Here is a 26,167-nt window from a genome sequence, read left to right on the forward strand (position 1 = left end):
ATGCGGCACGCGCCGCTCAACTTTTCCGGCAGCGCCGGGGGCGGCGGCGGCGAAACCGCCGCCGCCCCCGGCGGGATCAGGCAGCAGCCTCCTGCGCCAGGGCGGTGCTGCTGCGGTGCAGCGCGACGCCCAGGCTTTCCAGCAGCGGCAGCCGGCGGGCGGCGAATTTGCCGGCCCGGGCGCGCAGCAGGGCGAGGTTCTCTTCTTCGGTTTCCAGCACCCGCCCCTCGTGCTGCAGGCGCTGGCCCTGCGGCGCCAGGATGCGCCAGGCCAGATCCGCCCACTCAGAGGGCGTTTCCAGCCCCTCGCCGCGGGCCAGCAGGAACAGCTGCTCAAGCCGGTCAAGCTCCACCCCGCCGCCGGTGACCGGCGAGGCCAGAAAGCGCAGCGCCTCGCTGTCCTCGGCCCGCTTGCAGACGGCCTGGTTGAAGGCGCGGCAGGCGGCATCGCGCCTGGCCAGCCCCTCTGGCGGCAGGCAGGGCGCGATGCAGCCGGTGGCGGCCAGCGCGGACAGCAGGACGGTGATGCTGCCCCAGTCCATGGTGCCGAACACGCCCTGATCCAGCAGGCTGCGCACCGTTGCGGGGCCTTGGGCGAGCGCCTTCAGCACCGGCGCGTACTGCTCCTGCTCCAGCGGCAGGTCCTTGCCGCGGTGATGGAACCGGAGCGCGCCGCCGCTGTAAGTGCGGGTGAGCGCAAACGGTGTCGCGAACCAGGCGCCGATCTCGCCGCGCGGGGTGTGCGCCAGCTTGCCCTTCACGAAGATGTCGGTGCGGAAATGCTCGTTCAGCAGCACGTCCCGCAGGCTCTCGCGGCGGTCCGGGTCCGGCTCAGCCTCCAGCAGCGCCTGCTGCTGCGGCGTGAAGCGGACACTGTCGATATTGTCGAGCGGATGCACCGAGCCTGCAAAGTTCAGCTTGGCGCCGGCCAGCTCTGCGGCCAGATCCTCAAAGTGGAAGGGCGTCCAGTCCTTGTTGAAATACTCATGCGCCAGATAGTTGGCGGGCATGGCGTCCATATGCTTGAGACGCTTGGCGGCGGAAGGGTTGCTGGCAAAGAACCCCGCGCCGGCCGCGCTCAGCTGGCGGGCAAAGTCGATGGCATCCTGGATCCGCGTCATCAGCGGGCCGCTGCCCTGCTCTGCCCGGCTGGTGAGCAGGCGGCGCAGCGGCATCGCGGCGGCCCAGCCCGGCTGCGCGTTGCTGCTGACATACACCAGCCCGCCCGGCCGCAGCCGGTCAGAGATGAAGCGGAGGATGTGCTGGCGGTTTTCGGCGGAGACCCAGCTGTAGACGCCGTGCAGCGCGATGATGTCAAAGCTGTCCGGCAGGCCGGGCGCCTCGCCGAAATCCTCGAAGCTGCGTTCGTGAAAGCGGATGTTGTCCAGTCCGCCCTCCTGCGCCAGTTCGCGGGCGCCCGCGATGTGGGCCGGGCTGAAGTCCATCGCGTGAAATTCGATATGCGGGTTGGCGGCTGCCAGCAGGTTGGCGGAGAACCCCTGGCCGCAGCCCAGTTCGCAATAGCTGAGCCTGTCCTTATCGAGCCCGTGCCGGTGCCCTTGGCGCATGGCGCCGAATTCCAGCAGGGCGGGCGTCAGCTGGCTGTGGAAATCATAGGTGTAGTCAATGCCGGCAACATAGCCGGAAGTCCAATCGGTCACGGGGACTCCTGCGGTTGGGTAAACGTCATGCAGGGTAATTTCGGAAAATTTGGTGAGAATTGGGTTAAGAGGGGTGCGGATTGGCAGCAGTCTCACGGGAAGGTGAGAACAGGGAACAGAGGAAAGCGCGCACAAGACAACTTTCCATCGCAGCCTAGGCCAAGGTCTCCTTTGAGCCCATTACGGATGTCGGATGCTTGGCAGAACTTCGTACGCGTTGCAGGTCACAAACAGATCTTTTCGGACTCTTAGCCCCGCCGTAACGATTGGATAGGCTTTCCTTTAAACAGCCTATTGCCAATGCGGATGTGAATTTTTCCGTCCCATAATTGCCTCACAAAATCACCTTGGTAAAAGGTGCCCTCCCCCATCTGAATGGATCTAATATCTTTAGTCTCCTCAAATGAGAATTTCTCCTTCTTTATTTTTTCTAGCACCTCAAACCCAGCTTGGCGAGCTGGCTCCGAGAGTTGCGAATAGTTGAGCCAGCCCTCCGCGACGTTGATGCTTCTCTTCGCAAGTTTCTTAGTCGCTATTTTCGTGAATTTCGCCTCATACTCCTCATCGTCAACAAATCTTGCCAGCTCAACTGCACACAATGGGTGATCTCGAATCTCTCGGTACCGATCCTCCGACATAAGAGCTCGAAAATACTGACTAAATTCAGAAAGGCCGCGGGCGATAAAAATTTCCCCCTCTCGGTGAGCGAAGCAATGCAGGGCCAATTGGTCTACAAAACTTAACCTGTTTCCGTCATTCGCAAAAATTAAACGCTCTGCATTTGGCTTCTTAAGCTCCAGGAAATCTTCAATCTTCCCGTCACTTGATATGACTTGCTGGAAAAGTCGCCCTGATGGACCAGTCTCAGAGCTTAGCTGAAAGATCGGAAATACGCGTGACGGAAACCTACCAAGCGGATTGTGAACCGCAACAATCTTATATGAACTGCCACGAGGCCTCACCTCGACACACCTCCATCCAAGAAACCATGATCACGATACACTATTGAAATTTGAGCGTAGATTTGGCCAAGCCAGGAGTCCGTGCCATGAAAACCCTGCACATCGTAGTAGCGAACAGCTTCTTTAGCGAGTCCCCAGCGGTCCAGCGCATCAACTACCATTGGCTCTTCCAGTATTGCAGACGGAAGAACGATTGCAAGTGTTGCGTCAGCGATGTCTATCGAGTTTTCAGTTTGAATTTCTATTGAAGATGACCGTTCATCTCTAGTAACCTGATCTTCAGAAATTCTACTTGTAAAAGAGGGCTCCCTACTTAATTTCTGTATTCCTTCGGCTTCAAAGTTGAATGGAGGAATGTTGGTATTCTTCGTAGACCTCCCTCTCAGGTACTCTTCTTTGTTAGAATAAAAGGCGTCAACAAGCTTTTCGGCATACTCGAGCGATCCTGGAAGTCTAAAGTCTTCGGTTTCCGATTTTTTCGAAAAGAACCTCCTGTACAGGCCCAAGTAGAAAGCGCCTGTGTCAAAGGGGTAAACTGCTTTCAAGTTATCTATCTTGCTTGGATCTAGGACGAAAACAATAGGCCAATTGAATGACAGATCGCTGAATTCTGCTGTTTCCGTTCGATACGCTGGCCGTCCGTAGAACAAGTACAGCAATTTCTCGTTAAAGTGCTGGCAATGTGTAGGGTCAATACGATCTTCTGAACACAGATCTTCAAAGCTATACAAACTTGTTGTGTGGACTAAAGGTAAACGGCTCTCACTTGTGTGTTCTTCGTCAAGCATCTTTTGCAACCGCCCAACAGCCCGTCTTTTTGTCATCAATAGAACCACTTCATAGCCTAGGCGCACTCGAGGTAAAACCTCAAAGACACGCAAAAGTTGATTGCTTCCTCAAACTGTCCGCAACAGTATGATTTTTTGAATGCAGAGCTAAACTGACGAACTGAGTACGTGATGTCCAGCATGTGCCTTACAATCTAACTGGCAAAGTCTGCTTGTCGCGCACTGCGGCCACAGAGTGCTGTCGAGGCTGCGGCCGCAGCGAAGGGCGGCTCCGTCCCGCAAACGCACGATAGTCCCAACACCATTGGAGGAGGACTAGAACAAGGCCTGTGCCGAAACCCTCCCTGCCCAAAACAAAACCGGCCCCCAAGGGGAGCCGGTTTCTCAATCGTCCAATCCGCAAATGGATCAGAGGGACATATGGGTGCCCAGGGCTTCCATGTCGGCGAGCAGCTTGGCTGCGTCCTCGACCAACCCGTGCGGCTGGTCTTCCTCTTTCGCGGTCTTGTACATCTCGCGGGCTTCCTCGATCAGCTCGTTCATCTGATCGCGGGTCATCTCAGTCATCGGGATCGCGCGTTCGGCCAGAACCGACAGGCTGTCGCCTGCGATTTCAGCAAAACCGCCGGTCACCAGATACTCCGAATTGCCTTCGGGGCTTTCGACCTTCAGCACGCCGGGGCGCAGGGTGGTGATGGTCGGCGCGTGCTGAGGCATCGCCGTCATGTCGCCCTCGGCGCCGGGGATCTGAACCGCGCTCGCCTGCAGCGACGCCAGGGCGCGCTCGGGGCTGACGAGGTCGAATTGCATCGTTTGTGCCATTGGGGCCTCCTTTCAGGGTTCCCCCGCACCGCGAAAGCGCGGGGGAAAATCCGTTCTTAGGCGGCTTCCGCAGCCATCTTCTCGGCTTTGGCGAGCACTTCGTCGATGCCGCCAACCATGTAGAAGGCGCCTTCGGGCAGGTGGTCGTATTCGCCGGCCACAACCGCCTTGAACGACGAGATGGTGTCTTCCAGCGGAACCTGGACGCCATCGGAGCCGGTGAAGACCTTCGCAACGTCGAACGGCTGGGACAGGAAACGCTGGATTTTACGCGCACGCGCAACGGTCAGCTTGTCCTCTTCCGACAGTTCGTCCATGCCGAGGATGGCGATGATGTCCTGCAGCGACTTGTAGCGCTGGAGGATCTGCTGAACGTCGGAAGCCACTTTGTAGTGCTCTTCGCCAACGATCTGCGGGTCCATCAGGCGCGACGAGGAGTCGAGCGGGTCCACGGCGGGGTAGATGCCGAGCTCGGAGATCGCACGGTTCAGAACGGTGGTCGCGTCCAGGTGGGCAAAGGTGGTTGCCGGTGCCGGGTCGGTAAGGTCGTCCGCGGGAACGTAGACGGCCTGGATCGAGGTGATCGAGCCGTTCTTGGTGGAGGTGATACGCTCCTGCATCGCGCCCATGTCGGTGGCCAGGGTCGGCTGGTAGCCCACAGCGGAGGGGATACGGCCGAGCAGAGCCGACACTTCTGAGCCTGCCTGGGTGAAGCGGAAGATGTTGTCCACGAAGAACAGAACGTCGGTGCCGGACTGGTCGCGGAACTGTTCGGCCAGGGTCAGGCCGGTCAGCGCAACACGGGCACGGGCTCCCGGAGGCTCGTTCATCTGACCATAGACCAGGGCCACCTGGGAGTCTTCCAGGTTGTCCGGCTTGATCACGTTGGATTCGATCATTTCCCAGTACAGGTCGTTGCCTTCACGGGTCCGTTCGCCAACACCCGCGAACACCGAGTAGCCGGAGTGCACTTTTGCGATGTTGTTGATCAGTTCCATGATCAGAACGGTCTTGCCCACGCCGGCGCCGCCGAACAGGCCGATTTTGCCGCCTTTGGAGTACGGGGCCAGCAGGTCGATCACCTTGATGCCGGTCACCAGGATCTCGGACTCGGTGGACTGCTCGTTGAACTCGGGCGCGGGCTGGTGGATGGCGCGGGTTTCGGTCGCGTTGACCGGGCCCTTTTCGTCCACCGGCTCACCCACCACGTTCAGGATGCGGCCCAGGGTGGCGTTGCCGACCGGGATCGAGATCGGCGCGCCGGTGTCGCTCACGGCGCGGCCGCGGACCAGGCCCTCGGTTGCGTCCATAGCGATGGTGCGGACGGTGTTTTCGCCGAGGTGCTGTGCCACTTCCAGAACCAGGGTCTTGCCCTCGTTTTCGGTGTGCAGTGCGTTCAGAATTGCGGGCAGGTGGTCGTCAAACTGGACGTCCACAACGGCGCCGATGATCTGGGTCACCTTGCCTTTTGCTTGTGCCATTTGTTGGTCTCCGGTTGTCTCTTAGAGCGCCTCAGCGCCCGAAATGATTTCAATCAGCTCGTTGGTGATCACGGCCTGGCGGGAGCGGTTGAACTCGATGGTCAGCTTGTCGATCATATCGCCCGCGTTGCGGGTTGCGTTGTCCATCGCGCTCATCCGGGCACCCTGTTCGGATGCGCCGTTTTCCAGCAGCCCCGAGAAGATCTGGGTCGCCACGCCGCGCGGCAGCAGGTCCGCCAGGATCCGCTCTTCGCCGGGCTCGTAGTCATAGACCGCAGATGCGCCGTCCTGGGCCTCGCCGCCCTCGTAGGAAGCCGGGATGATCTGCTGCGCGGTCGGGATCTGGGTCACCACGTTGACGAACTCCGAGAAGAAGATCGTGGCAACGTCGAATTCACCAGCATCGAACCGGGTCAGGATGTCCTTGGCGATGGCCTGCGCATTGGCATAGCCGACGCGCTTGACATCGCTGAGGTCCACATGGCCGACGAAATCACTGCCAAGGTCGCGCTTCAGGGCATCGCGGCCCTTCTTGCCGACGGTCAGGATCTTGACCGTCTTGCCCGCGGCCTTCAGCCCGGCCGCCTTCTGGCGGGCGAGCTTGGCAATGTTCGAGTTGAAGCCGCCGCAGAGGCCGCGTTCGGCGGTCATGACCACCAGGAGGTGAACCTGGTCCGAGCCGGTGCCGCGAAGCAGCTTGGGCGCGGAGTCGCTGCCGCCGACCGAGGCCGCCAGCCCTGCCATCACGGCGTTGAACCGCTTGGTGTAGGGCCGGGAATCCTCGGCAGCTTCCTGGGCGCGGCGAAGTTTCGCCGCGGCCACCATTTGCATGGCTTTGGTGATCTTGCGGGTCGATTTGACCGACTCGATCCTGTTTTTAAGGTCCTTGAGAGAAGGCATGTCCCGACTCTCTCCTTATGCGAAGGTGGCGGCGTATTCGTCGATCGCAGCCTTGAGTTTGTCAGCGGCATCGCCCTTGATCTTGGGATCTTCGTTGGTGATCCAGTCCAGGGTCTCCTTGCCTTTGCCGCGCATGTGCGCCAGCAGGCCCGCTTCCCAGCGGCTGACGTCCTTGAGGTCGATCTTGTCGAGGTAGCCGTTGGTGCCGGCGAAGATGACGCAGACGATCTCAGCGTTGGTCAGCGGCGAGTACTGCGGCTGCTTCATCAGCTCGGTCAGACGGGCGCCACGGTTCAGCAGCTGCTGGGTGGCGGCGTCGAGGTCGGAGCCGAACTGGGCGAAGGCCGCCATTTCGCGGTACTGGGCCAGCGACAGTTTCACCGGGCCTGCAACGGTCTTCATCGCGTTGGTCTGGGCCGAGGAGCCCACACGCGAAACCGACAGACCGGTGTTCACGGCGGGGCGGATGCCCTGGTAGAACAGTTCGGTTTCCAGGAAGATCTGGCCGTCGGTGATCGAGATCACGTTGGTCGGAATAAACGCGGACACGTCGCCGCCCTGGGTCTCAATAACCGGCAGAGCGGTCAGCGAGCCGGCGCCGAAGTCTTCGTTCAGCTTGGCCGAACGCTCCAGCAGGCGGGAGTGCAGGTAGAAAACGTCGCCCGGGTAAGCTTCGCGGCCCGGCGGACGGCGCAGCAGCAGGGACATCTGGCGGTAGGCCACGGCCTGCTTGGACAGGTCATCATAGATGATCAGCGCGTGCTTGCCGCTGTCGCGGAAGTATTCGGCCATCGCGGTTGCGGCGTAGGGTGCCAGGAACTGCAGCGGCGCCGGGTCGGACGCGGTTGCGGCCACGACGATGGAGTATTCCATCGCGCCGGCTTCTTCCAGCTTCTTCACCAGCTGGGCAACGGTCGAGCGCTTCTGGCCGACAGCGACATAGACGCAGTACAGCTTCTTGGACTCGTCGTCGCCTGCGGCGTCGTTGTAGGTTTTCTGGTTCAGGATGGTGTCCAGAGCCACGGCGGTTTTACCGGTCTGACGGTCGCCGATGATCAGCTCGCGCTGGCCGCGGCCGATCGGGATCATCGCGTCGACCGACTTGAGGCCGGTTGCCATCGGCTCGTGCACCGATTTACGCGGGATGATGCCCGGCGCCTTGACGTCTGCGACTTTACGCTCGGAGGCGTTGATCGGGCCCTTGCCGTCCAGCGGGTTGCCCAGACCGTCGACAACGCGGCCCAGCAGCTCGGGGCCGGCCGGAACGTCCACGATGGAGTTGGTGCGCTTGACGGTGTCGCCTTCTTTAATGTCGCGGTCGGAGCCGAAGATCACGATACCGACGTTGTCGTTTTCCAGGTTCAGCGCCATGCCCATGATGCCGCCCGGGAATTCGACCATTTCACCGGCCTGAACATTGTCGAGGCCGTAAACGCGGGCAATACCGTCACCAACGGACAGCACGCGGCCGATTTCTGCCACTTCGGCTTCTTGACCAAAATTCTTGATCTGGTCTTTCAGGATCGCAGAAATCTCTGCTGCTTGGATACCCATTTATCCGACCTCTTTCATTGCATTCTGTAGGGAGTTGAGCTTGGAGCGGATCGAACTGTCGATCATCTTCGAGCCCACTTTAACGACGAGACCGCCGATGATGGACGCATCGACGGTGGCATTGATGGTGACTTTCTTGCCCACGCGCTCGGCCAGGGTCTTGGCCAGCTTTTCGCTTTGGGTCTTGGTCAGCGCCTTGGCGGACACCACTTCGGCGGTGACTTCGCCGCGGGCCTCGGCCAGCCGGGCGCGCAGCGCGTCAATCAGCGCGGGCACCACGAACAGGCGGCGTTTGTCGGCCATCAGGGCAAGAGTATTGCGCAGGACGGGATCCAGCCCCATCTTCTCTGCCACCGCGGTGATCGCGGCGCCCTGCTCTTCGCGCGACACGAGCGGCGAGCGGATCAGGCTGTTGAGGTCTTCGCTGTCAGCCAGCGCGGCTGCCAGGTCATTGATGCTGGTTTCAAGGCTGTCGAGCGCCTTGTTTTCTTCAGCGATGTCGAACACCGCCGTGGCATAGCGCGCAGCAATGCCTGCAGAAATCGAAGCTGGTTCGGACACGTCCACCCTTCCGATATGTTTTTGGCCCCGGTTGGCATACCTGGCCTCAGGCGGCGTCCGGGGGCGTGAGTCATCCCCCATTGGCAGCGGGGCGTTGAAATCAGCGTGGGTCTAGCAGAGCGGATGCGACCTATCAACTGCCTATAACGGTAACGGATAAAAGCATGTTTCACGTGTTTTCAAAGGCTTGCGGGAAGTGCGGCCCTTTGACCACAGTCGTTAGATAAAAAAGTGCGGCTGAACTGCAGAATTTGGCGATTCCGGAAAGCGGCATTTGCGTCAAAAACCGTCACACATCGCTGCCCGGGCCGCTTTTGCCGCGCTGCAGCGTCGCTGCGGACAGTTTCAGGGAATCGAAATCCGCGCCCTCTGGGTCAGGCCGGTTCCGGCATCGGATTGGACAGGCCTTCCAGCACCCGGATGCGGCTGGGCGTCTTGGAGCGGATCATGTGGCCCTTCTGCGGGTAGGTCTGCTTGCTGACTTCGACCATGAACACCCCGCCGGCCAGTATCGCGGGCAGTTTGCGGCCCATCTTCTCCAGCATGGCGCCGGATTTGAGCCAGAACCGCTTGTGGCTGGGCAGCCGGTACAGCGCTGCGGTGTGCTGCTCGATGGCGAACTGATGCTCGCGCAGCTGGCCTTCGAGCTGGCGCAGCGTGTAGGGGCGGCCATAGCCGAACGGAGTGAGGTCCGAGCGCGCCCAGAACCCGGCCCGGTTCGGAACGATGAAAATCGCCCGCCCGCCCGGCCCCAGCACCCGCCAGCATTCCTCCAGCAGGCGGGAGGGCCGTTCCGAGGTCTCCAGCCCGTGCAGCAGCACCAGCCGGTCGATCCGGCCGGTATCGACGGGCCAGCTGGTCTCCTCGCACAGCACCGAGACATTGGGCATCCCCGCAGGCCATTGCATCACCCCCTGCGGTCCCGGCATCAGCGCCATCACCCGGCGCGCCTCCGGCAGGTAAGGCCGCAGCAGCGGCGCGGCAAAGCCGAAGCCCGCCACCGTCAGCCCCTCCGCCTCCGGCCACAGCTCCAGCAGGCGGCCGCGGACCGACGCCTGCGCCGCACGGCCCAGCGTGCTGCGGTAGTAAAAGTTCCTCAGATCCTGCACATCAAGATGCATTGCGGGCGCCTGCTGCTTCGGCCAATCTGGGCGCAGTTTAGCAATGTAAAGGCGAATGACCATGCCTCTTGAGATCATCACCCTGCCCTGCTTGTCCGATAACTATGCCTTTTTGATCCACAATCCGGCCTCGGGCGAGACCGCGCTGGTGGATGCGCCGGAGGCCGGTGCGGTCAGGGCCGCCCTGTCGGAGCGCGGCTGGGGGCTGGACTGGATCCTGCTGACGCATCATCACTGGGACCATGTGGACGGCGTGGCAGAGCTGCGGGAGGCTTATGGCGCCAAGGTGATCGGCGCCGAGGCAGACGCGCACCGGCTGCCGCCGCTGGACAAGGCGGTGAAGGATGGCGGCACCTTCAGCCTCATGGGCGAAGAGGTGCAGGTGATGGATGTGTCCGGCCACACGGTGGGGCATATCGCGTTTTACATCCCCGCAGCGGAGGCGGTGTTCACCGCCGACAGCCTGATGGCACTGGGCTGCGGGCGGCTGTTTGAAGGCACAGCGCAGCAGATGTGGGCCAGCCTGTCGCGCCTTGCCGCGCTGCCGCCGCACACCGTGGTTTACTCGGGCCATGAGTACACCCAGGCTAACGCTGGCTTTGCGGTCACCGTGGATCCCGGCAACCCGGCGTTGCAGGACCGCGTCCGCGATATCGCACGCGCGCGGGAGAAAGGAACCCCGACTGTGCCGTCGTCCCTGCAGCTGGAACTTGACACCAATCCGTTCCTGCGCGCCGCAGATAGCGCTATCAGGGCACATTTGGGCATGGAAGACGCTGAAGACGCAGAGGTTTTTGCCGAAATCCGCAAGCGCAAAGACAATTTCTGAGCAAATCAAGGGTCCCAGCGCGCAACAGGGAGAAAATAATTGTGACCCCAAAATGAAGAAAAGCCCTTGAAGCCGGCGCTCTATCAACCAAACTCTAACCATATAAGCACATGGTTGAACTGAGGGGTTGGTTAATACCGCCCCGCCGGCCAACCCAAGATCAGAGGAGCACGCCCGTGCCTTCATTCTCGAGCACCCTGGAACAGGCCATTCACGCAGCGCTGGCGCTGGCGAATGAACGCCGTCATGAATTCGCAACCCTGGAACATCTGCTTCTGGCCCTGATCGACGAGCCCGACGCGGCCCGCGTGATGCGCGCCTGCAGCGTCGACCTGACGGAATTGCGATCCTCTCTGGTGGAATTCGTGGATGAGGATCTTGCCAATCTGGTCACCGATATCGACGGATCGGAGGCGGTGCCGACCGCCGCCTTCCAGCGCGTCATTCAGCGCGCCGCGATCCATGTGCAAAGCTCCGGCCGCACTGAGGTAACGGGGGCGAATGTGCTGGTCGCCATCTTTGCCGAACGCGAAAGCGACGCCGCCTACTTCCTGCAGGACCAGGAGATGACCCGTTACGACGCGGTGAACTTCATCGCCCATGGCGTTGCCAAGGACCCGGCCTACGGGGAATCCCGCCCGGTCACCGGCGCGACGGAGCAGGAAGAGGACAACCTGACCACCGCGCCCGAAGGCGAAAAGAAGGAGTCGGCGCTGGCCAAATACTGCGTCGACCTGAACGCCAAATCCCGCAAAGGCGACATCGATCCGCTGATCGGCCGCGACCTGGAAGTGGAGCGCTGCATCCAGGTGCTGTGCCGCCGCCGCAAGAACAACCCGCTGCTGGTGGGCGACCCCGGCGTCGGCAAGACCGCGATTGCGGAAGGCCTGGCGCGCAAGATCGTCCAGGGCGAAGTGCCGGATGTTCTGTCGGAAACCACTATCTATTCGCTCGACATGGGCGCGCTCTTGGCGGGCACCCGCTACCGCGGCGATTTTGAGGAGCGGCTGAAGGCCGTGGTCTCCGAGCTGGAGGACCACCCGGACGCGGTGCTGTTCATCGACGAGATCCACACCGTGATCGGTGCAGGCGCCACCTCCGGCGGCGCGATGGATGCGTCGAACCTGCTGAAACCTGCGCTGCAGGGCGGCAAGCTGCGCACCATGGGCTCCACCACCTACAAGGAGTTCCGCCAGCACTTCGAGAAGGACCGCGCGCTCTCCCGCCGGTTCCAGAAGATCGACGTGAACGAGCCGACGGTCGAGGACTCAATCGAGATCCTGAAAGGGCTGAAACCCTATTTCGAAGAGCATCACGGCATCAAGTTCACCGGCGATGCGATCAAATCCGCAGTTGAACTGTCGGCGCGCTACATCAACGACCGCAAGCTGCCGGACAAGGCCATCGACGTCATTGACGAGGCCGGCGCCGCGCAGCATCTGGTCATCGAAAGCAAGCGCCGCAAGACCATTGGCGTCAAGGAGATTGAGGCGGTGGTGGCGAAGATCGCGCGCATCCCGCCCAAGAACGTCTCCAAGGACGATGCCGAGGTGCTGAAGGACCTGGAGAAATCGCTGAAGCGCGTGGTTTTTGGCCAGGACGATGCGATCACCGCATTGTCGAGCGCGATCAAGCTGGCCCGGGCCGGCCTGCGCGAGCCTGAGAAACCGATCGGCAACTACCTGTTTGCAGGCCCCACCGGCGTCGGCAAGACGGAGGTGGCCAAGCAGCTGGCGGACCAGCTGGGCGTGGAACTGCTGCGGTTCGATATGTCGGAATACATGGAGAAACACGCGGTTTCCCGCCTGATCGGCGCACCGCCGGGCTATGTCGGGTTCGACCAGGGCGGCCTCTTGACCGACGGTGTCGACCAGCACCCGCACTGTGTGCTGCTGCTGGACGAGATCGAGAAGGCGCATCCGGATGTCTACAACATCCTGCTGCAGGTGATGGACAACGGCCAGCTGACCGATCACAACGGCCGCACCGTGAACTTCCGCAACGTGATCCTGATCATGACCTCCAACGCGGGCGCCTCCGAACAGGCGAAGGCCGCCATCGGCTTTGGCCGCGACCGCCGCGAGGGCGAGGATACCGCCGCCATCGAGCGCACCTTCACGCCGGAGTTCCGCAACCGCCTGGATGCGGTGATCTCCTTCGCGCCGCTCGGCAAGGAAGTGATCCTGCAGGTGGTCGAGAAGTTCGTCCTGCAGCTGGAAGCGCAGCTGATGGACCGCAACGTCTCGATCGAGCTCACCCGCAAGGCGGCCGAATGGCTGGCCGACAAGGGCTATGACGACCGCATGGGCGCCCGCCCGCTGGGCCGGGTCATCCAGGAGCACATCAAGAAGCCGCTGGCAGAGGAGCTGCTGTTCGGCAAGCTGACCAAGGGCGGCGTCGTCAAGGTCGGCATCAAGGACGGCAAGCTGGATCTGCGCCTGGAGGGTCCGGGCAAGCCGCGGATTTCCGGCGACCGGCCGCCGCTGCTGACCGCGGACTGATGCGCCCTGCCGGGCTGCTGATCGCCATATCGCTCGCCGCGCCCGCCGCGGCGGGCGATTTTCGTTTGCAGTTCCCGCTGGATTGCACCTTGGGCCAGGACTGCCACATCCAGCAGTTCGTGGACCATGACGCGGGCCCCGGGGCCGCGGATTTCACCTGCGGCACGCTCAGCTATGAAGGCCACAAGGGCACGGACATCGCCCTGCCCTATCTGTCGGACATGCGGGCCGGCGCCACGGTCCGCGCCGCCGCGGATGGCGTGGTTCTGGGCACCCGCAACACCATGCCGGATCAGTATGCAACTGCGGAAAATGCCGCCGCCATCGACGGCAAGGAGTGCGGCAACGGCGTCGTGCTGCAGCACGGCGGCGGCTGGGAAACCCAGTATTGCCACATGAAGCGCGGCTCGATCCAAGTCCAGAGCGGCATGAAGGTCAAGGCCGGCGATGCCTTGGGTGAAGTCGGCCTGTCCGGCAAGACCGAATTCCCGCATCTGCATCTGTCTGTGCGCAAGGACGGCGCGGTGGTGGATCCCTTTGCGCCGGACAGCACCGGCACCTGCGGCGCTGCCGCTGGCCCGTCGCTGTGGGCCGATCCGCCGGATTACCGGCCCGGCGGGGTGCTGGGCGCGGGCTTCAGCACCGCCATTCCCGAATACCAGGCGGTCAAGGATGGCACCGCCGGCCAGGCGCCGCTGGCCGCGGATGCGCCAGCCTTTGTGTTCTGGGCCTATGCCTTCGGCGGCCAGGCGGGCGACACGCTGGAACTGACGGTGACCGGTCCCGAAGGCGCGTTTGTGAGCCGCCGCGACGCGCTGGAAAAGGATCAGGCGCAGTTCTTCCGCGCCACCGGCCGCCGTCTGCGCGGCGCATCCTGGCCTGCGGGCCATTACACCGGCACGGCGCGGCTGCTGCGCGGCGGCAGCGAGGTGGACAGTTTCAGCAGCAGCATGACGCTTGCGGACGCCCCGCAGTAACGTGTTCCGTATCACGGCACCGCATCTGCAGGGGCAACAGCCCCGGCAGATGCGCGGCCCAACGGGCGCGGACGCCCCGCAGAGGCGGCCCGGCGCCGGGCGGGAGCGCGCCGGAAACCGGCGCAGAGGCTGCGCCGCGCAAACTGTTTTCCTTCAAAAGTTGATAACTCCCGCAGCCGCAATAGTTTTAAAAGAGCCCTACTGCCCGGTGGGGCAGCAACCCGTGTGTAACTAGTAGCTTGTCTCCAATAGTGAAGCGGGTTGCACCTCCCGCCGGCGGCAGCGGCGCAGCCCTCTGGGCGGGCCACGGGCGCCAGCCGCAGCGCGGAGCCGTTCCGCAAAGCTGCTGCCGGGTTCTGCCGGGTTACTTTTCGGTGAACTTCAGCTCGATCCGCCGGTTCTGGGCGCGCGCCTCCGGCGTGTCCGCAGAGTTCACCGGCTGGTACTCGCCAAAACCGTTGGCCGCCAGCCGCGAGGGCGGCACTCCCAGCGCCTCCACCATGTAGCGCACCACCGACAGCGCCCGCCCCTGGCTGAGCTCCCAGTTGTCGTTGAATTTCGGATGCGCGCCAAGGGGCCTGTCATCGGTATGGCCGTCCACCCGGATGATCCAGCTGATCTCCGGCGGGATCGCCGCCACCACGCTTTGCAGGATCGACACCACCTTGGCGATCTCCACCTTGCCCTCGGACGACAGGGTGGCGCTACCGGGTGCAAACAGCACCTCGGAGGCAAAGACAAAGCGGTCGCCCTGGATGCGGACGCCCTCCTGGGTGCCCAGAAGATCGCGCAGGCGGCCAAAGAACTCCGACCGGTAGCGCTCCAGATCCTGCGCCTTGCTGGCCAGCGCCGCGGTTTCGGCTTCCAGCCGCTTGCGCTCCTGTTCTTCCAGCAGCCGCCGCCTGCGCTCCTCTGATGCGGCGCGGGCGAGGGCTGCGTTCAGGTCCTGGCCCAGGTTCTGCAGCTGCACCTGCTGGGCGGCGTCGCGGGACTGGTAATCGTCCAGAATGGCCTGCAAGCCCCCCAGCTGCTCGCGCAGCGCTGCCACCTGCTGGTTCAGCAGCGCGGTTTCGCGGCGGGCGTCCTCTGACACCGCCTTCTCCTGCGAGAGCGCCTGCCGCGCCTGGGCCAGCAGGGCTGCGCGCTCTTCGGCACGGCTCATCTGCTCAGCGGCGCCGGCCTCCGCCGTCTCCTGCGCGGCGGCTGCCGCCAGCAGCCGCTGGCGCAGCACGTCCAGCTCGCTGGCCTGGGTGTCCGCCGCGGCCAGAGCCGCCTTGGCCTCGGCCAGCTCTGCCGCCAGCCGTCCGGCCTCAGCATCAGAACCGGCGCGGGCCGTTTCCAGTTCAGAGAGCTGCGCATCCAGCTGCTTCTTTGCGGCTTCGGCCGCGGCCAGCAGGGTCAGCGTGTCTTCCGCCTCCTGCCGCTGCGCCTCCAGCGCCAGGGTCATGGCGGTCAGTTCGGCATCTGCGGATTGCAGCTTTTCGCGCAGGGCTTCGGCGGCGGCGGCCTGCACCATCCGGGCCGCTTCCTCGGCGCTCAGCTGCTCCTGCAGGCCCGCGATTTCCTTGGAGTTTGCTGCCTCCTCTGCCTCAAGGCTGGCGATCAGCGCTTCCATCGCCTCGCGCTCGGCTGCCGCCAGCCGGGCGGCTTCGGTCTGGGCATCTATCTCGCCGCGGGCCTGCGCCAGCGCCAGGTTCAGCGCCTCCTGCTCGCTCAGCAATGTGTCGCGGGCGGCCTCCAGGCTTTGGCGTTCGGCGCTCAGATCCGCCACCCGCGCCTCAGCCGCATCGCGGCTGGCGATCAGGGCGGCCACCTGCGCCTCGAAGCTGGTGATGCGGCTGGCGGCCTCGGCCAAGTCACCGGCCTGGCGGTCGCGTTCGGCGGTCAGCGCGGAGATCAGCCCGCGGGCCTGCGCCAGATCCTGTTCAGCAGTGTTGAGGGTCGAGGTCAGCGCCCCCAGCCGGGCGTTCAGGCGGCTGTTCTCGCGTTCTTCCAGCCCCAGCGCGGAGGCCAGCGCGCTGACTTCGGCGGAGAGCTCATCCAGCTGGCTTTCCTGGCCCGTGATGGTCTCGCGCAGCACGAATTGCACCACCATGAAGATGGTCAGCACAAACATCAGAACCAGCAGCAGCCCGGTCATCGCATCGACGAACCCGGGCCAGATCGAGGCCTGGAACCGCTGTCCTGTGCGCCGGGAGAGGGCCATCGGTTACTCCCCCGCGTCCCGGCCCGGCAGGCCGCCGCGCGAGAGACCGCGCGGGCGGGCAAAGGCCTTGATCATCAGGTCGATGTCCTTGCGCAGCTCGGCCAGGCTTTCCTGGCGGCCGGCCGAGATTTCTTCGAGGATGCGCAGCATCTGCACGTCGATCGAGCGCAGCCGCATCCGGCTTTCGGCGTCGATCGCCCCCTGCTCTCCTTGCGCGCGCAGGATTTCCGTCAGGGCCTCCTGCCCGACCGCCACCCGGTCCAGCGCCGCGGTGATGGTGCCGGTCTGGTCCTGACGGCGGTTCATTTCCTGAATGGTGTCCACCAGGTCGCTCAGCTTTTGATCCACCGCCGCGCGGCCTTCGGACGTTTCGGCAAACATCGCCTGCAGCGCGTCCATCTGTTCGGCCATGTTATCAAGTACCTGGGACACCACGCCGCTGTCCCCGGCGCCGTCCTCGCCGGAGGAGAAGCTGACCCGGGTGATCGAGGAAAGCCATTCCTCCAGCTCGCGGTAGAAGCGGTTCTGGCCGTGGCCTGCGAACAGCTCCAACAAGCCCACGATCAGCGAGCCGGCCAGACCCAGGAGCGAGGAGGCAAAGGCCACGCCCATGCCGCCCAGCTGCGCCTCAAGGCCGGTCATCAGGCGGTTGAAGACAGACAGGCCTTCTTCGCCCTCCTGCGGTGCCAGGCTGCGGATGGTGTCAACGACGGCGGGAACAGTGGTGGCCAGACCATAAAAGGTGCCCAGAAGACCGAGGAAGATCAGCAGGTTGACAATGTAGCGGGTGATCTCGCGGTCTTCGTCGATGCGGCTGGCGACGGAGTCCAGTATGGAGCGGGTCGAGGCGGAACCCAGCTGCATCCGGGCGCTGCGCGTTGCCAGCAGCGAGGCCAGAGGCGCCAGTATCGACGGCGGGCGGCGGTGCTCCTGATTGTCGCCGGCGGCAAAGCGTTCGATCCAGCGCACCGAGCCGATAAGCTGCACCACCTGCCAGAAACAGGCCAGCACCCCGATCACAAACACGAAGACGATGAAGCCGTTGAGCCAGGGGTTGGCCTGGAACACCGGCAGCACCCGCGGCAGCGCCACAAAGGCGCCAAAGCCCGAGAGCCCAAGTGCGATCAGCATCATGATGATCTGCCGCACCGGCTGGGAGAATTGCGGCCGGGTTTTGCGGTCTGGCTGCGCCATACGTCTTGGCTCCTGACACTTTTGACTGCTCTTATTGCGTTCGCAGCCTATAAGCAAAGTGTCAGAAGCGCCAAGGCTTTATGCGGTGATTTCCCGCACCCGGCCGGCCAGCCAGTCCAGATCGTTGTCGTGCAGACCGATCTCGGCCAGATGCTCGGCGGTGTTGTAGAGGTATTCGGTGTTGGGGCCGCGCCCGCCAACCGCATGGGCGATGATCTGGGCCTGCTCCTCCAGGCTGAGACCGCCGCAATACTGCACATGATGCGGGTCGATCACATAGGTCACGGCGGTGACCACGGAGCCATCCGCCAGCTCCACCTGCAGATCGCGCTCCAGATAGGCGGAGGAAATCAGCTCGCGCTCACGCAGTTCCGCTAGGGTCTGGTCTTCGTGACCGGCTTCGACCGCCAGCGCGATCCCCTTGCAGTGCGCGTCTTCGACGGCATCCAGCGCCAGCACCAGGCCCGGCTTTTCCTCGCTGCCGCGGTGATGGATCGAGGACATGCAGAAGGAGCGCGCATAGCCGTGCAGCACCGCAACCTCGCGCCGCGCCACCGGGAAACCGGGGTTCCAAAGAAGTGATCCGTATCCGAATACCCACATGGTCATGTCGTCTGGCCCTTTTTGCTGCCCCCCTATAAACAGCAATCCTGTTGCGGACAAAAGAGGCTATCCGATGCGCCTGGCAAAACTGCTGATGGCCGCTCTGGCGGTGTGGAGCCTGTACTGGGCGGCGGCGGCCTGGGGGCTGCGCACGGGGATCGCAAGCTGGTTTGCCCAGCAGGAGCGGCAGGGCTGGCAGGCAGAACACTCCGGACTGGAAACCAGCGGCTACCCGCTGCGGCACCAGACCCGGATCAGCCGCCCCGCCCTGGCAGATCCCCGCACCGGAACAGCCTGGCGGGCGGACTGGCTGGAGCTGGACAGCCCCGCCGCCTGGCCCGGGCGGCTGGAGCTGCATTTCCCGGCGACGGCGCAGCGGCTGTCCTATTTCGACCGCACCGCGGTGATCACCGCAGAGGGGCTGCAGGCCAGCCTGCACCTGAAGCCCGGCGCGGCGCTGGAGCTGGAGCAGATGGCCGCCGTTGCCGGCAGCTGGCAGATCGAGCGCGGCGGCGAAACGGTGCTGAGCGGCGCGGCGCTGGACCTGCGCATGGTGCAAACGGACAGCCCCGAGACCTACCGGATCAGCGCCGGCGCGCAGGAGTTTGCGCCGCGCGCGGCCTGGCGGCGGCTGCTGGCCGCCAGCGCGCCGCTGCCGGAGCGGTTCGATACGCTGGCGCTGGAGATGACGGTTGGTTTTGACGCCCCCTGGGACCGGTCAGCGCTCGAACAACGGCGGCCGCAGCCGCGCCGGATTGACCTGAAACTGGCCGATGCCCGCTGGGGCGATCTGCGGCTGAAAGCAACGGGCACGCTGACGGTGGACGAAGAGGGGCTGCCCGCGGGGGAAATTGCGCTGCAGGCGGAGAACTGGCGCGGGCTGGTGCTGATGGCCGAACGCACCGGCGCGCTGCCGCCTGCCCTGCGCGGCACGGTGGAGCGGGTGCTGGGCCTCTTGGCGGAGACCAGCGGCAACCCCCGCGACCTCGACATTACCCTGGGGTTCCGGGACGGTTATGTGACGCTCGGCCCGCTGCCCCTGGGCCATGCGCCGCGGCTGATCATCCGCTGACCATGCGCCCGCCAGCAGCCTGCGCGGCGCTGGCAAGGGCGGGATCCTGCGAGGCTCTGCCTCGCGCTCCGGGATATTTCCGGCCAGAAGAACACGGGACGCCCGGCAGGCCCGAACCCTTAGCGGCAGTAGGAGCCGCCGCGGTGGCGGGCGATGTCCAGATGGAAGTGGTCCTTGTGGTAACGGTCGGCCTCAGGCCCCAGCACGGTGCCGAAGGGGCCGCAGGCCGCGCGCCAGATCTTCTTCAGCTTCTTGCGCGTCTTGCGCTGTTGCCAGCCGTGCAGGACGGTGATGGTCTCGCCGCTGGCAAGGGTAAAGCCGGAAATGTCGATCGCCCGGCCCCTGCCGTGTTCGGAGATCTTGGCGCCCGGGCGGTTGTTGCGGGTGCGGCAGGCGTAATGGGCCGCGACCCGCAGGCCAACGACCTTGTTGCGGCGCCCGAAGGCGGTTTCGACCTCGCGGTTGATCCAGGTCTTCAGCGCCCGGGCGGTGTTGCAGGTCATCAGCGAGGTCTGGCTGAGGCGGACCCCGGCAATTTCGCGCACCCTGACCGCATCCTTGACGCCGCAGCCGGGCAGTGCTCCGGTGACGCTGCCCGCATCATCCCCCTGAATGTCGATGTCGCCGCAAACCGAGCCCCTGCGCCGCTGGCGGCGCTTGAACAGCACCTGCTCTGACAGGCTGTCCGGGCGCGCGAAGGGCACCAGGGAATCTCCGGGGGCCAGCAGAGGCAGGCCGGCGGGGCGGGCCGCTGCTGCCAGGCGCTGCTCGGATTGCGGGCGGGCGGCCGGGCGCATGCCGGGCACGGGGTCCAAGGCAGCCGGCAGCCCCGCGTCTGCTGCCGGGCGTTCGGGCGGCTCCAGCGAAGCGTCCGGCGTTGCGGCCTGCGCGGCGCCGCCAAACAGGCCCGCCAGGATCAGCACGCCCGCGCGGATCATTTCTTCTGCCCCCGGCCGAAGTCCGGCGCGTCGGTGTCCTGGCCGGCCTCGATGATGCCGCGGCGGATGGCGCGGGTGCGGGTGAAGTAGGCGTGCAGATGCTCCCCGTCGCCGGTGCGGATGGCGCGCTGGAGGGCAAAGAGCTCCTCCGTGAAGCGGCCGAGGATTTCCAGCGTGGCGTCCTTGTTGGTCAGGAACACGTCGCGCCACATGGTGGGGTCGGAGGCCGCGATACGGGTGAAGTCGCGGAAACCGGCGGCGGAATACTTGATCACCTCGCTGTCGGTCACCCGGCGCAGATCGTCTGCGACGCCGACCATGGTGTAGGCGATCAGGTGCGGGGTGTGCGAGGTGACGGCCAGCACCAGGTCGTGGTGGTCGGCGTCCATCTCATCGACATGGGCGCCCATACCCTCCCACAAGGCCCGCAGGCGTGATGTCGCCTCCGGATCGGTGCCCTCGACCGGGACCAGCAGCGACCAGCGGTTGTCGAACAGTTCGGCAAACCCGGATTCGGGGCCGGAATGCTCGGTGCCTGCCAGCGGGTGGGCGGGCACGAAATGCACGCCCTCGGGGATATGCGGCAGCACCGCCTCGATCACGTGACGCTTGACCGAACCCACGTCAGACACGGTGGCGCCGGGTTTCAGAACCGGTGCGATGTCCTCCATCACCGGCCCCATCGCGCCGACAGGAACGCAGAGCACCACCAGATCGGCGTCCTGCACCGCCTCCCGGGCGCTGTCGCAGACGCGGTCGCACAGGCCGATGCGGCGGGCGGTGTCACGGGTCTCAGCGCTGCGGGCATAGCCGGTGACCTCGCCTGCCAGCCCGGCGCGTTTCATGGCCCAGAACATCGAGGACGCAATCAGGCCCAGGCCGATCAGCGCGACGCGGCCGTAAACTTCTCCGCTCATGCCTGAACCTCTTTGGCCTTGCTCTCTTTGAATGCCTTGACGCCCTGCGCGATGCGGCGGCAGGAGTCCTCGTCGCCGATGGTGATCCGCAGCGCGGCGGGCAGGTTGTAGCCCGCCACCCGGCGCACGATCAGCCCCTGCGCCTGCAGATGCAGATCGCAAGCCTCCGCCTCTGCCTGGCTGGAGAACCGGGCCAGGATGAAGTTGGTGCTGGAGACATCCGACGGCACGCCAAGCTCCGCCAGCGCATTTGCCAGCCAAGCACGCCATTTGGCGTTTTCGGCCCGGCAGTAATCCACGTAATCCGTATCGCGCACCGAGGCCTCTGCCCCCGCCAGCGCGGTGCTGGAGACGTTGAAGGGGCCGCGCACCCGGTTCAGCACGTTGATGATCTCCCTGGGGCCGTAGCCCCAGCCGATCCGGGCGCCGCCCAGCCCGTAGATCTTGGAGAAGGTGCGGGTCATGAAGACGTTGCTGCGGGCGCCGATCAGCGCGGCGCCGGCATCAAAACCCTCGACATATTCGGCATAGGCGCCGTCCAGCACCAGGAGCGCACCATCGGGAATGCCATCTGCCAGCCGCGCCACCTCGGCCTCGCTGATCATGGTGCCGGTGGGGTTGTTGGGGTTGGCGATGAAGACCAGCTTGGTGCGTGCCGTGCAGCCCGCCAGCAGCGCGTCCACGTCGGTGATGCGCTCGCGCTCCTTCACCTCCACCGGGGTGGCACCGGCAGCCAGCGCGCTGATGCGGTACATGGCAAAGCCGTGTTCGGTATAGAGAACTTCATCCCCCGGCCCGGCATAGGCCTGGCACAGGAAAGCGATGATCTCATCGCTGCCGGCACCGCAGATGATCTGCTCCGGCTCCAGCCCGTGCACCTCGCCGATGGCCTGCCGCAGCGCCGCGTGATCCGAACTGGGATAGCGGTGCATATGGGCGGCCGCCTCCTGCATCGCCTGAATTGCGCGCGGGCTGGGGCCAAAGGGGTTCTCGTTCGAGGAGAGCTTCACAACATTGCTCACCCCTTTCACATGGGCAGCCCCGCCCTGATACAGAGCGATGTCCATGATACCGGGCTGCGGTGTGAGTTGGGTCATAATACGGGCTCCTTAATTCCAACCCGTCATAACGGCCCAAACGCGGACGGGGAAGCACCAAGATGACGCTTCCCCCTTGCTGCCGCCCCCCAGCGGCAGTCTGCCCCGGCCGCATACGCGCGTCAGTGCGCGGCTGCAGTCTTGGGCATTTTGCGCTTGGCTTCGGCCATGATGATCTTCTGGATCTGCTTGCGCAGTTCCATGTCCTTGCGCATCGCCTCGTTGGCCTGCTTCTGCATGGTGGAGGCTGATTGCGAGCCGTCCGCGCCGGCCAGCGCCTCCCCCGCGTATTTGCTGAGCGTCTTGCCGGAGATCTGCTTGGCGATCTCGCCATAGATGGCGTCGCCGTGCAGCTTGATGAAATCCTCCGTCGCCTTGGTGCCGTATTTGGCAATCAGGTCCTTCTTGACCGCGCCTTCCATGGCGGCGGGCGCCAGCGTGGTCTTGAGGAATTTTTCGGCGGCGCTCGTGAAGCCGGAAGAGAATGCCTCCAGCGCCTTGCCGGCGCCTGCGGACATGATCCCCGCGGTCAGGATCTTGGCGATGCTTTCCTTAATTTCCTTGGTGTTAGGCGGGCGGCCCTTTTCGATCAGGGGTTTGGCGAGGCCGATGGTCTCCTTCAAGGCCTCCGTCACCATGGCTTCGCCGGCCTTGGATTTCAGGAATTTCTCGAAGAAGGCCTTCACTGCCTTCTTGGGCATTTCGCGCGACAGCCTGGAGGCCGCGGCCTTGGCCAGATCATCGGCAAGGCCTGCGGACAGCTTGGCGGTCAGCTTGCCGCCGGCCGCCCCCGCCAGGCCCGCGATGAAGCTGTCGATGAACACCTTCTTGGCGGCGCCGTCCCAGGTGACGGTGTTGCCCGCCAGATGCTCGCCGAGCTGGCCCGCGCTGGATTTCAGCGCCTCGGTGCTGGCGGCGGCGATGGCGTGGGCCTTGGCGGGCGACATGCCTTTGGTCGCGACCAGGCGGGCGGTCATGTAGGTTTCGACCACGGCAAAGGAGACCTCGCGCACGACCTCCAGCTTCCAGACGATGGCGCCTGCGGTGCTGATGCGCTGGTCGATGAATTTCTTGAACGCCTTGCCGCCGGTGTTATAGGCCTTGGTTGCCTTCACATCCTGCTTGTAGACCTTTTTCCAGTCCGGCTTTTTCTTGCTGGTCAAGGTCTTGAGAAAACTCGCCTCGGAGCGGGCGTTCAGAATCGGGGTCCAGGGCGGATCGGTCTTGTCGTTGACCACGCTGACGGCGAATTCGGTCAGCGCGTTCAGGAAGGTCTCGTTGCCCTGGCGGGTGTTTTCCACATCGTTGCAGAAATCGACCCAGGATTCCGCCTGGCCGTACATCATTTCCGCCTTGGCCAGCAGCTTGCGGCGCAGTTCCTCCTGCCCGGCTTCAAACTCGGCCACGGTGATCAGCTTAGACTTGCCGTTTTCGACAACCTCGACGCGTTCCACCTTGGTGTCGGCGGAATGCATCGCAGCCAGTTTCGGCAGGCCCGCATTCCAGGTGCGCATGCCGGGATCGACAATGCCATCAGGCTTCTTGAAGCCCAGCTTCTTTTTCTGGAAATCGCGGATCATGGTGATCAGCGCAGCATCGCATTTGGTGCTGACCTCAACGGAATAGCCGTTTGCCTTGAGCATCAGGCGGACGAGTTCGACATCCGCGGGGGCGTTCTTGACCGGTTTGAATTTGCTTTCACCGGTTTTGGGGTCCGGCTTGGTAATCCGTTTCTTGTCGCCAACGGGGGCGGACAGCTTGAGAGCCATGACCTTGCTCCAACCAATTAACTACTGGTTCAAGCGTGCCATGGCCCCGGCGCTCCGTCGCGGGGGATTTGGCAGAGACATTCCCCTTTAAATGCCGGGGCCGGCTGCCTACGTATCACAAGCATGTGAGGTGCTTCCCCGATGCGGGAAAGCACTCAAACCGGGTACGCTAGGCGGCCTGTGCCTTGAAACGGGCGGTCTGCGGGTCGGCATCGTAACGGGCTGCAATCTCCCCCGCCTTCATCGTCAGGTCATTGACGCAATTGATGATGTATTGCGCTGTCTCCTCCTCCATCAGGTAGGAGAAGTTGAGCCGGACCCAGCCGGGCTTCTTCATCTCCTCGCCTGCCTGCAAGTCGGCAAACAGGGTTTCCGATTCCGGATGATTGATGCCCAGCAGCCGGTGCGCGTAAGGGCCTGCGCAAGCGCAGCCGCCGCGGGCCTGGATGCCGTAGACGTCGCTCAGCATGCGGGTGAACAGCTGCTGATGGACCGGCTTGCCTGCCGCGTCCGTCACCAGGAAGGAGAAGATCGGCAGCCGGTGCGCGCTGCGGTGGCCGAGGATGCGCAGGCGCGGGTTGGACAGCCAGCCGTCCCAGGCCATTTGTGCAAACCTGGCTTCGCGGGCCTCGATCTGGTCCTGACCCACCGCTTCCTTAACCAGAAAGGCCAGGGCCGCGCGGATGTCGCCGATCACGTTGGGGGTTCCGGCCTCCTCGCGCGCAGCCAGATCCTGGCTGTATTCGTGCCGCCAGGGGGAGACGAAGCTGACGGTGCCGCCTCCCGGCCAGGACGGGCAGCGGCGGCGCACGGCGGATTGGTTGACGATCAGCACGCCAGAGGCGCCGGGGCCGCCCGGGAACTTGTGCGGTGAGACCACGACGGCGTCCTTGCGGGCCGCGCCGCCCGCGCCCATGTCAACCGGCAGGTAGGGGCCGCCGCCAGCATAGTCCCAGACCGCCAGCGCGCCATGCGCGTGCAGCAGGCGGCTGATGGGATCGGGAGCGGTGACGATGCCGGTCACGTTGGAGGCGGCAGAAAAGCTGCCGATTTTCAGGTCGCTGTCCGCGTGCTGTTTCAGGGCCAGTTCCAGCACTGCCAGATCCGGGCCGCCCTCGGCTGCTTCGGGGATCTCCACCACCTCGGCCTTGCTCTCGCGCCAGGGCAGGATGTTGGAGTGATGCTCATAAGGGCCGATGAAGACGACCGGGCGGGCGGCCTCGTTGACGCCAAACAGGCTCACCAGGCGGTTGAGGCCCGCAGTGGCGCCGGAGCCGGTGAAGATCACCGCATCCTGTGCCGTGGCGCCGGTGAGACGGGCAATCTCGCTGCGCGCCTCGCGGCGCAGGCGGGTCATCTGGGTGCCGCAGTAGGACGCCTCGGTATGGGAGTTGGCGTAGAAGGGCAGCACCTGGGCGGCCACGAAATCCTCCACCTGGCGCAGTGCGCGGCCGGAGGCGACGTAATCGGCGTAGACCAGCGGCACCTCGCCATCGAGACCGGGGATCATCACCCCGTCGCCAATCACGCTGCGGCCAAGGGTTCCGTCCTGGGCGGCCTGCCGGATTGTCTGTTTAAATGCTGCCAGGGTCATGTCGCGCCTCCGAAATCTGTGAGGCCACTATGAACGGAGTTTCGCGAGAGAACTTTATCAATTACTGAGTGGATCGACCCAATATTGTGTCATATGATCCAATCATGACCAAATCAGCAGATCAAATTGACCGTGCGATCCTGAAGGCCCTGCAGCAGGACGCCAGCCTGTCGCAGCGCGAGCTGGCGGACAAGGTGGGGCTGTCGCAGAACGCCTGCTGGCGGCGGCTGAAGGCGCTGAACGAAAGCGGGCTGCTGAAGGGCTCCACCGCGCGGCTGGACCGCAAGCAGCTGGGGCTGGATCTGGTGGTGTTCGTGCTGCTGCGCACCCGGCATCATTCGGCGGAGTGGCTGCAAAAGTTCCGCCGCCACGTGCTGACCATCCCCGAGGTGGTCGATTTTCACCGCATCGGCGGCGATTACGATTATCAGCTGAAAGTGGTGACAGAAGACATGGCCAGCTACGACAAGGTCTATCAGCGGCTGATCTCGGGCGTGGAGCTGGACAGCGTGACCTCCTATTTCGCGATGGAAGCCATCGCCGAGGGGCGCCCGCTGCCGCTTTAGAAAAGGATGAAGCGGGGGCTCTGCCCCCAGCCCTGCGGGCTTCCCCCGGGATACT

General features: G+C 64.1%; 22 protein-coding genes. 5 read left to right on the forward strand and 17 right to left on the reverse strand.

Annotated elements, in window-relative coordinates; all coding sequences use genetic code 11:
* Positions 1–76: 76 nt before the first annotated feature.
* The 9 genes from B2P87_RS01845 to B2P87_RS01885 form a co-directional block, all read right to left on the reverse strand.
* A complete protein-coding gene (locus tag B2P87_RS01845; protein ID WP_141890905.1) occupies positions 77–1,660 on the reverse strand; it encodes a class I SAM-dependent methyltransferase in 1,584 nt (527 codons plus the stop codon).
* A gap of 248 nt (positions 1,661–1,908) precedes the next feature.
* Positions 1,909–2,622 (reverse strand): hypothetical protein, encoded by a 714-nt coding sequence (locus B2P87_RS01850; protein ID WP_141890906.1) that lies wholly within the window; start codon positions 2,620–2,622, stop codon positions 1,909–1,911.
* Positions 2,619–3,410, reverse strand: coding sequence for a hypothetical protein (locus tag B2P87_RS01855; RefSeq protein ID WP_141890907.1), 792 nt, complete (start codon positions 3,408–3,410; stop codon positions 2,619–2,621). The genes B2P87_RS01850 and B2P87_RS01855 overlap by 4 nt, the downstream gene beginning before the upstream one ends.
* Positions 3,411–3,818: 408 nt before the next feature.
* Positions 3,819–4,232, reverse strand: coding sequence for a F0F1 ATP synthase subunit epsilon (locus tag B2P87_RS01860; RefSeq protein WP_058286041.1), 414 nt, complete (start codon positions 4,230–4,232; stop codon positions 3,819–3,821).
* A gap of 56 nt (positions 4,233–4,288) precedes the next feature.
* Positions 4,289–5,713: a F0F1 ATP synthase subunit beta gene (gene atpD, locus B2P87_RS01865; RefSeq protein WP_058286042.1), complete on the reverse strand. Its 1,425-nt coding sequence runs from the start codon at positions 5,711–5,713 to the stop codon at positions 4,289–4,291.
* A gap of 21 nt (positions 5,714–5,734) precedes the next feature.
* Positions 5,735–6,613, reverse strand: a complete 879-nt coding sequence (locus tag B2P87_RS01870; protein WP_141890908.1) for a F0F1 ATP synthase subunit gamma — start codon at positions 6,611–6,613, stop codon at positions 5,735–5,737.
* A 15-nt stretch (positions 6,614–6,628) separates the two neighbouring features.
* A complete protein-coding gene (atpA, locus tag B2P87_RS01875; protein WP_058286044.1) occupies positions 6,629–8,167 on the reverse strand; it encodes a F0F1 ATP synthase subunit alpha in 1,539 nt (512 codons plus the stop codon).
* A complete protein-coding gene (locus B2P87_RS01880) occupies positions 8,168–8,728 on the reverse strand; it encodes a F0F1 ATP synthase subunit delta (RefSeq protein WP_058286045.1) in 561 nt (186 codons plus the stop codon).
* A gap of 374 nt (positions 8,729–9,102) precedes the next feature.
* Complete coding sequence (locus B2P87_RS01885; RefSeq protein ID WP_058286046.1) at positions 9,103–9,849, reverse strand: class I SAM-dependent methyltransferase; 747 nt, start codon at positions 9,847–9,849, stop codon at positions 9,103–9,105.
* A gap of 55 nt (positions 9,850–9,904) precedes the next feature.
* Between B2P87_RS01885 and gloB the strand changes: the two genes are divergently transcribed.
* The 3 genes from gloB (at position 9,905) to B2P87_RS01900 (ending at position 14,156) form a co-directional block, all read left to right on the forward strand.
* Positions 9,905–10,678: a hydroxyacylglutathione hydrolase gene (gloB, locus tag B2P87_RS01890; RefSeq protein WP_141890909.1), complete on the forward strand. Its 774-nt coding sequence runs from the start codon at positions 9,905–9,907 to the stop codon at positions 10,676–10,678.
* A gap of 176 nt (positions 10,679–10,854) precedes the next feature.
* Positions 10,855–13,179 (forward strand): ATP-dependent Clp protease ATP-binding subunit ClpA, encoded by a 2,325-nt coding sequence (clpA, locus tag B2P87_RS01895; protein WP_141890910.1) that lies wholly within the window; start codon positions 10,855–10,857, stop codon positions 13,177–13,179.
* Complete coding sequence (locus B2P87_RS01900; protein WP_141890911.1) at positions 13,179–14,156, forward strand: M23 family metallopeptidase; 978 nt, start codon at positions 13,179–13,181, stop codon at positions 14,154–14,156. The genes clpA and B2P87_RS01900 overlap by 1 nt, the downstream gene beginning before the upstream one ends.
* 364 nt (positions 14,157–14,520) lie before the next feature.
* Here the strand turns inward: B2P87_RS01900 and B2P87_RS01905 are convergent, their stop codons facing one another.
* From B2P87_RS01905 to B2P87_RS01915, 3 genes are all read right to left on the reverse strand, one after another.
* Entirely contained in the window at positions 14,521–16,362 is a 1,842-nt protein-coding gene (locus B2P87_RS01905; RefSeq protein WP_141890912.1) for a peptidoglycan -binding protein, read from the reverse strand.
* Positions 16,363–16,365: 3 nt separating this feature from the next.
* Positions 16,366–17,556 (reverse strand): hypothetical protein, encoded by a 1,191-nt coding sequence (locus B2P87_RS01910; RefSeq protein ID WP_058286051.1) that lies wholly within the window; start codon positions 17,554–17,556, stop codon positions 16,366–16,368.
* Positions 17,557–17,634: 78 nt separating this feature from the next.
* Positions 17,635–18,165, reverse strand: a complete 531-nt coding sequence (locus tag B2P87_RS01915; RefSeq protein ID WP_141890913.1) for a gamma-glutamylcyclotransferase — start codon at positions 18,163–18,165, stop codon at positions 17,635–17,637.
* 67 nt (positions 18,166–18,232) lie between these two features.
* On the opposite strand from B2P87_RS01915, the gene B2P87_RS01920 reads away from it, so the two are divergent.
* Positions 18,233–19,231 (forward strand): DUF2125 domain-containing protein, encoded by a 999-nt coding sequence (locus B2P87_RS01920; protein ID WP_141890914.1) that lies wholly within the window; start codon positions 18,233–18,235, stop codon positions 19,229–19,231.
* A gap of 119 nt (positions 19,232–19,350) precedes the next feature.
* Here B2P87_RS01920 and B2P87_RS01925 read toward each other — a convergent pair whose 3' ends face one another.
* The 5 genes from B2P87_RS01925 to B2P87_RS01945 form a co-directional block, all read right to left on the reverse strand.
* Positions 19,351–20,169: an extensin family protein gene (locus B2P87_RS01925; protein WP_141890915.1), complete on the reverse strand. Its 819-nt coding sequence runs from the start codon at positions 20,167–20,169 to the stop codon at positions 19,351–19,353.
* Entirely contained in the window at positions 20,166–21,086 is a 921-nt protein-coding gene (locus B2P87_RS01930; RefSeq protein WP_141890916.1) for a prephenate/arogenate dehydrogenase family protein, read from the reverse strand. The genes B2P87_RS01925 and B2P87_RS01930 overlap by 4 nt, the downstream gene beginning before the upstream one ends.
* Positions 21,083–22,183, reverse strand: a complete 1,101-nt coding sequence (gene hisC, locus B2P87_RS01935; RefSeq protein WP_039949367.1) for a histidinol-phosphate transaminase — start codon at positions 22,181–22,183, stop codon at positions 21,083–21,085. The genes B2P87_RS01930 and hisC overlap by 4 nt, the downstream gene beginning before the upstream one ends.
* 122 nt (positions 22,184–22,305) lie before the next feature.
* Positions 22,306–23,952, reverse strand: coding sequence for a peptidoglycan-binding protein (locus tag B2P87_RS01940; protein WP_141890917.1), 1,647 nt, complete (start codon positions 23,950–23,952; stop codon positions 22,306–22,308).
* Between the two features lie 169 nt (positions 23,953–24,121).
* Positions 24,122–25,546, reverse strand: coding sequence for an aminotransferase class V-fold PLP-dependent enzyme (locus B2P87_RS01945; RefSeq protein ID WP_141890918.1), 1,425 nt, complete (start codon positions 25,544–25,546; stop codon positions 24,122–24,124).
* Between the two features lie 104 nt (positions 25,547–25,650).
* Between B2P87_RS01945 and B2P87_RS01950 the strand changes: the two genes are divergently transcribed.
* Complete coding sequence (locus B2P87_RS01950) at positions 25,651–26,112, forward strand: Lrp/AsnC family transcriptional regulator (RefSeq protein WP_141890919.1); 462 nt, start codon at positions 25,651–25,653, stop codon at positions 26,110–26,112.
* The last annotated feature ends 55 nt before the right edge of the window (positions 26,113–26,167 follow it).

Origin of the sequence: Leisingera sp. UBA4491, assembly GCF_002388965.1 — a bacterium.
GTDB lineage: Bacteria > Pseudomonadota > Alphaproteobacteria > Rhodobacterales > Rhodobacteraceae > Leisingera > Leisingera aquaemixtae.

Excerpts from the sequence above, each read along its gene's own strand:
- B2P87_RS01920 (WP_141890914.1), top strand. The coding sequence starts at position 18,233 with ATGCGCCTGGCAAAACTGCTGATGGCCGCTCTGGCGGTGTGGAGCCTG.
- B2P87_RS01885 (WP_058286046.1), bottom strand. The coding sequence starts at position 9,849 with ATGCATCTTGATGTGCAGGATCTGAGGAACTTTTACTACCGCAGCACG.
- atpD (WP_058286042.1), bottom strand. The coding sequence starts at position 5,713 with ATGGCACAAGCAAAAGGCAAGGTGACCCAGATCATCGGCGCCGTTGTG.
- B2P87_RS01925 (WP_141890915.1), bottom strand. The coding sequence starts at position 20,169 with ATGATCCGCGCGGGCGTGCTGATCCTGGCGGGCCTGTTTGGCGGCGCC.
- B2P87_RS01940 (WP_141890917.1), bottom strand. The coding sequence starts at position 23,952 with ATGGCTCTCAAGCTGTCCGCCCCCGTTGGCGACAAGAAACGGATTACC.
- atpA (WP_058286044.1), bottom strand. The coding sequence starts at position 8,167 with ATGGGTATCCAAGCAGCAGAGATTTCTGCGATCCTGAAAGACCAGATC.
- B2P87_RS01905 (WP_141890912.1), bottom strand. The coding sequence starts at position 16,362 with ATGGCCCTCTCCCGGCGCACAGGACAGCGGTTCCAGGCCTCGATCTGG.
- B2P87_RS01860 (WP_058286041.1), bottom strand. The coding sequence starts at position 4,232 with ATGGCACAAACGATGCAATTCGACCTCGTCAGCCCCGAGCGCGCCCTG.
- B2P87_RS01910 (WP_058286051.1), bottom strand. The coding sequence starts at position 17,556 with ATGGCGCAGCCAGACCGCAAAACCCGGCCGCAATTCTCCCAGCCGGTG.
- B2P87_RS01870 (WP_141890908.1), bottom strand. The coding sequence starts at position 6,613 with ATGCCTTCTCTCAAGGACCTTAAAAACAGGATCGAGTCGGTCAAATCG.
- B2P87_RS01900 (WP_141890911.1), top strand. The coding sequence starts at position 13,179 with ATGCGCCCTGCCGGGCTGCTGATCGCCATATCGCTCGCCGCGCCCGCC.
- B2P87_RS01950 (WP_141890919.1), top strand. The coding sequence starts at position 25,651 with ATGACCAAATCAGCAGATCAAATTGACCGTGCGATCCTGAAGGCCCTG.
- hisC (WP_039949367.1), bottom strand. The coding sequence starts at position 22,183 with ATGACCCAACTCACACCGCAGCCCGGTATCATGGACATCGCTCTGTAT.
- B2P87_RS01930 (WP_141890916.1), bottom strand. The coding sequence starts at position 21,086 with ATGAGCGGAGAAGTTTACGGCCGCGTCGCGCTGATCGGCCTGGGCCTG.
- gloB (WP_141890909.1), top strand. The coding sequence starts at position 9,905 with ATGACCATGCCTCTTGAGATCATCACCCTGCCCTGCTTGTCCGATAAC.
- B2P87_RS01915 (WP_141890913.1), bottom strand. The coding sequence starts at position 18,165 with ATGACCATGTGGGTATTCGGATACGGATCACTTCTTTGGAACCCCGGT.
- B2P87_RS01945 (WP_141890918.1), bottom strand. The coding sequence starts at position 25,546 with ATGACCCTGGCAGCATTTAAACAGACAATCCGGCAGGCCGCCCAGGAC.
- B2P87_RS01855 (WP_141890907.1), bottom strand. The coding sequence starts at position 3,410 with ATGCTTGACGAAGAACACACAAGTGAGAGCCGTTTACCTTTAGTCCAC.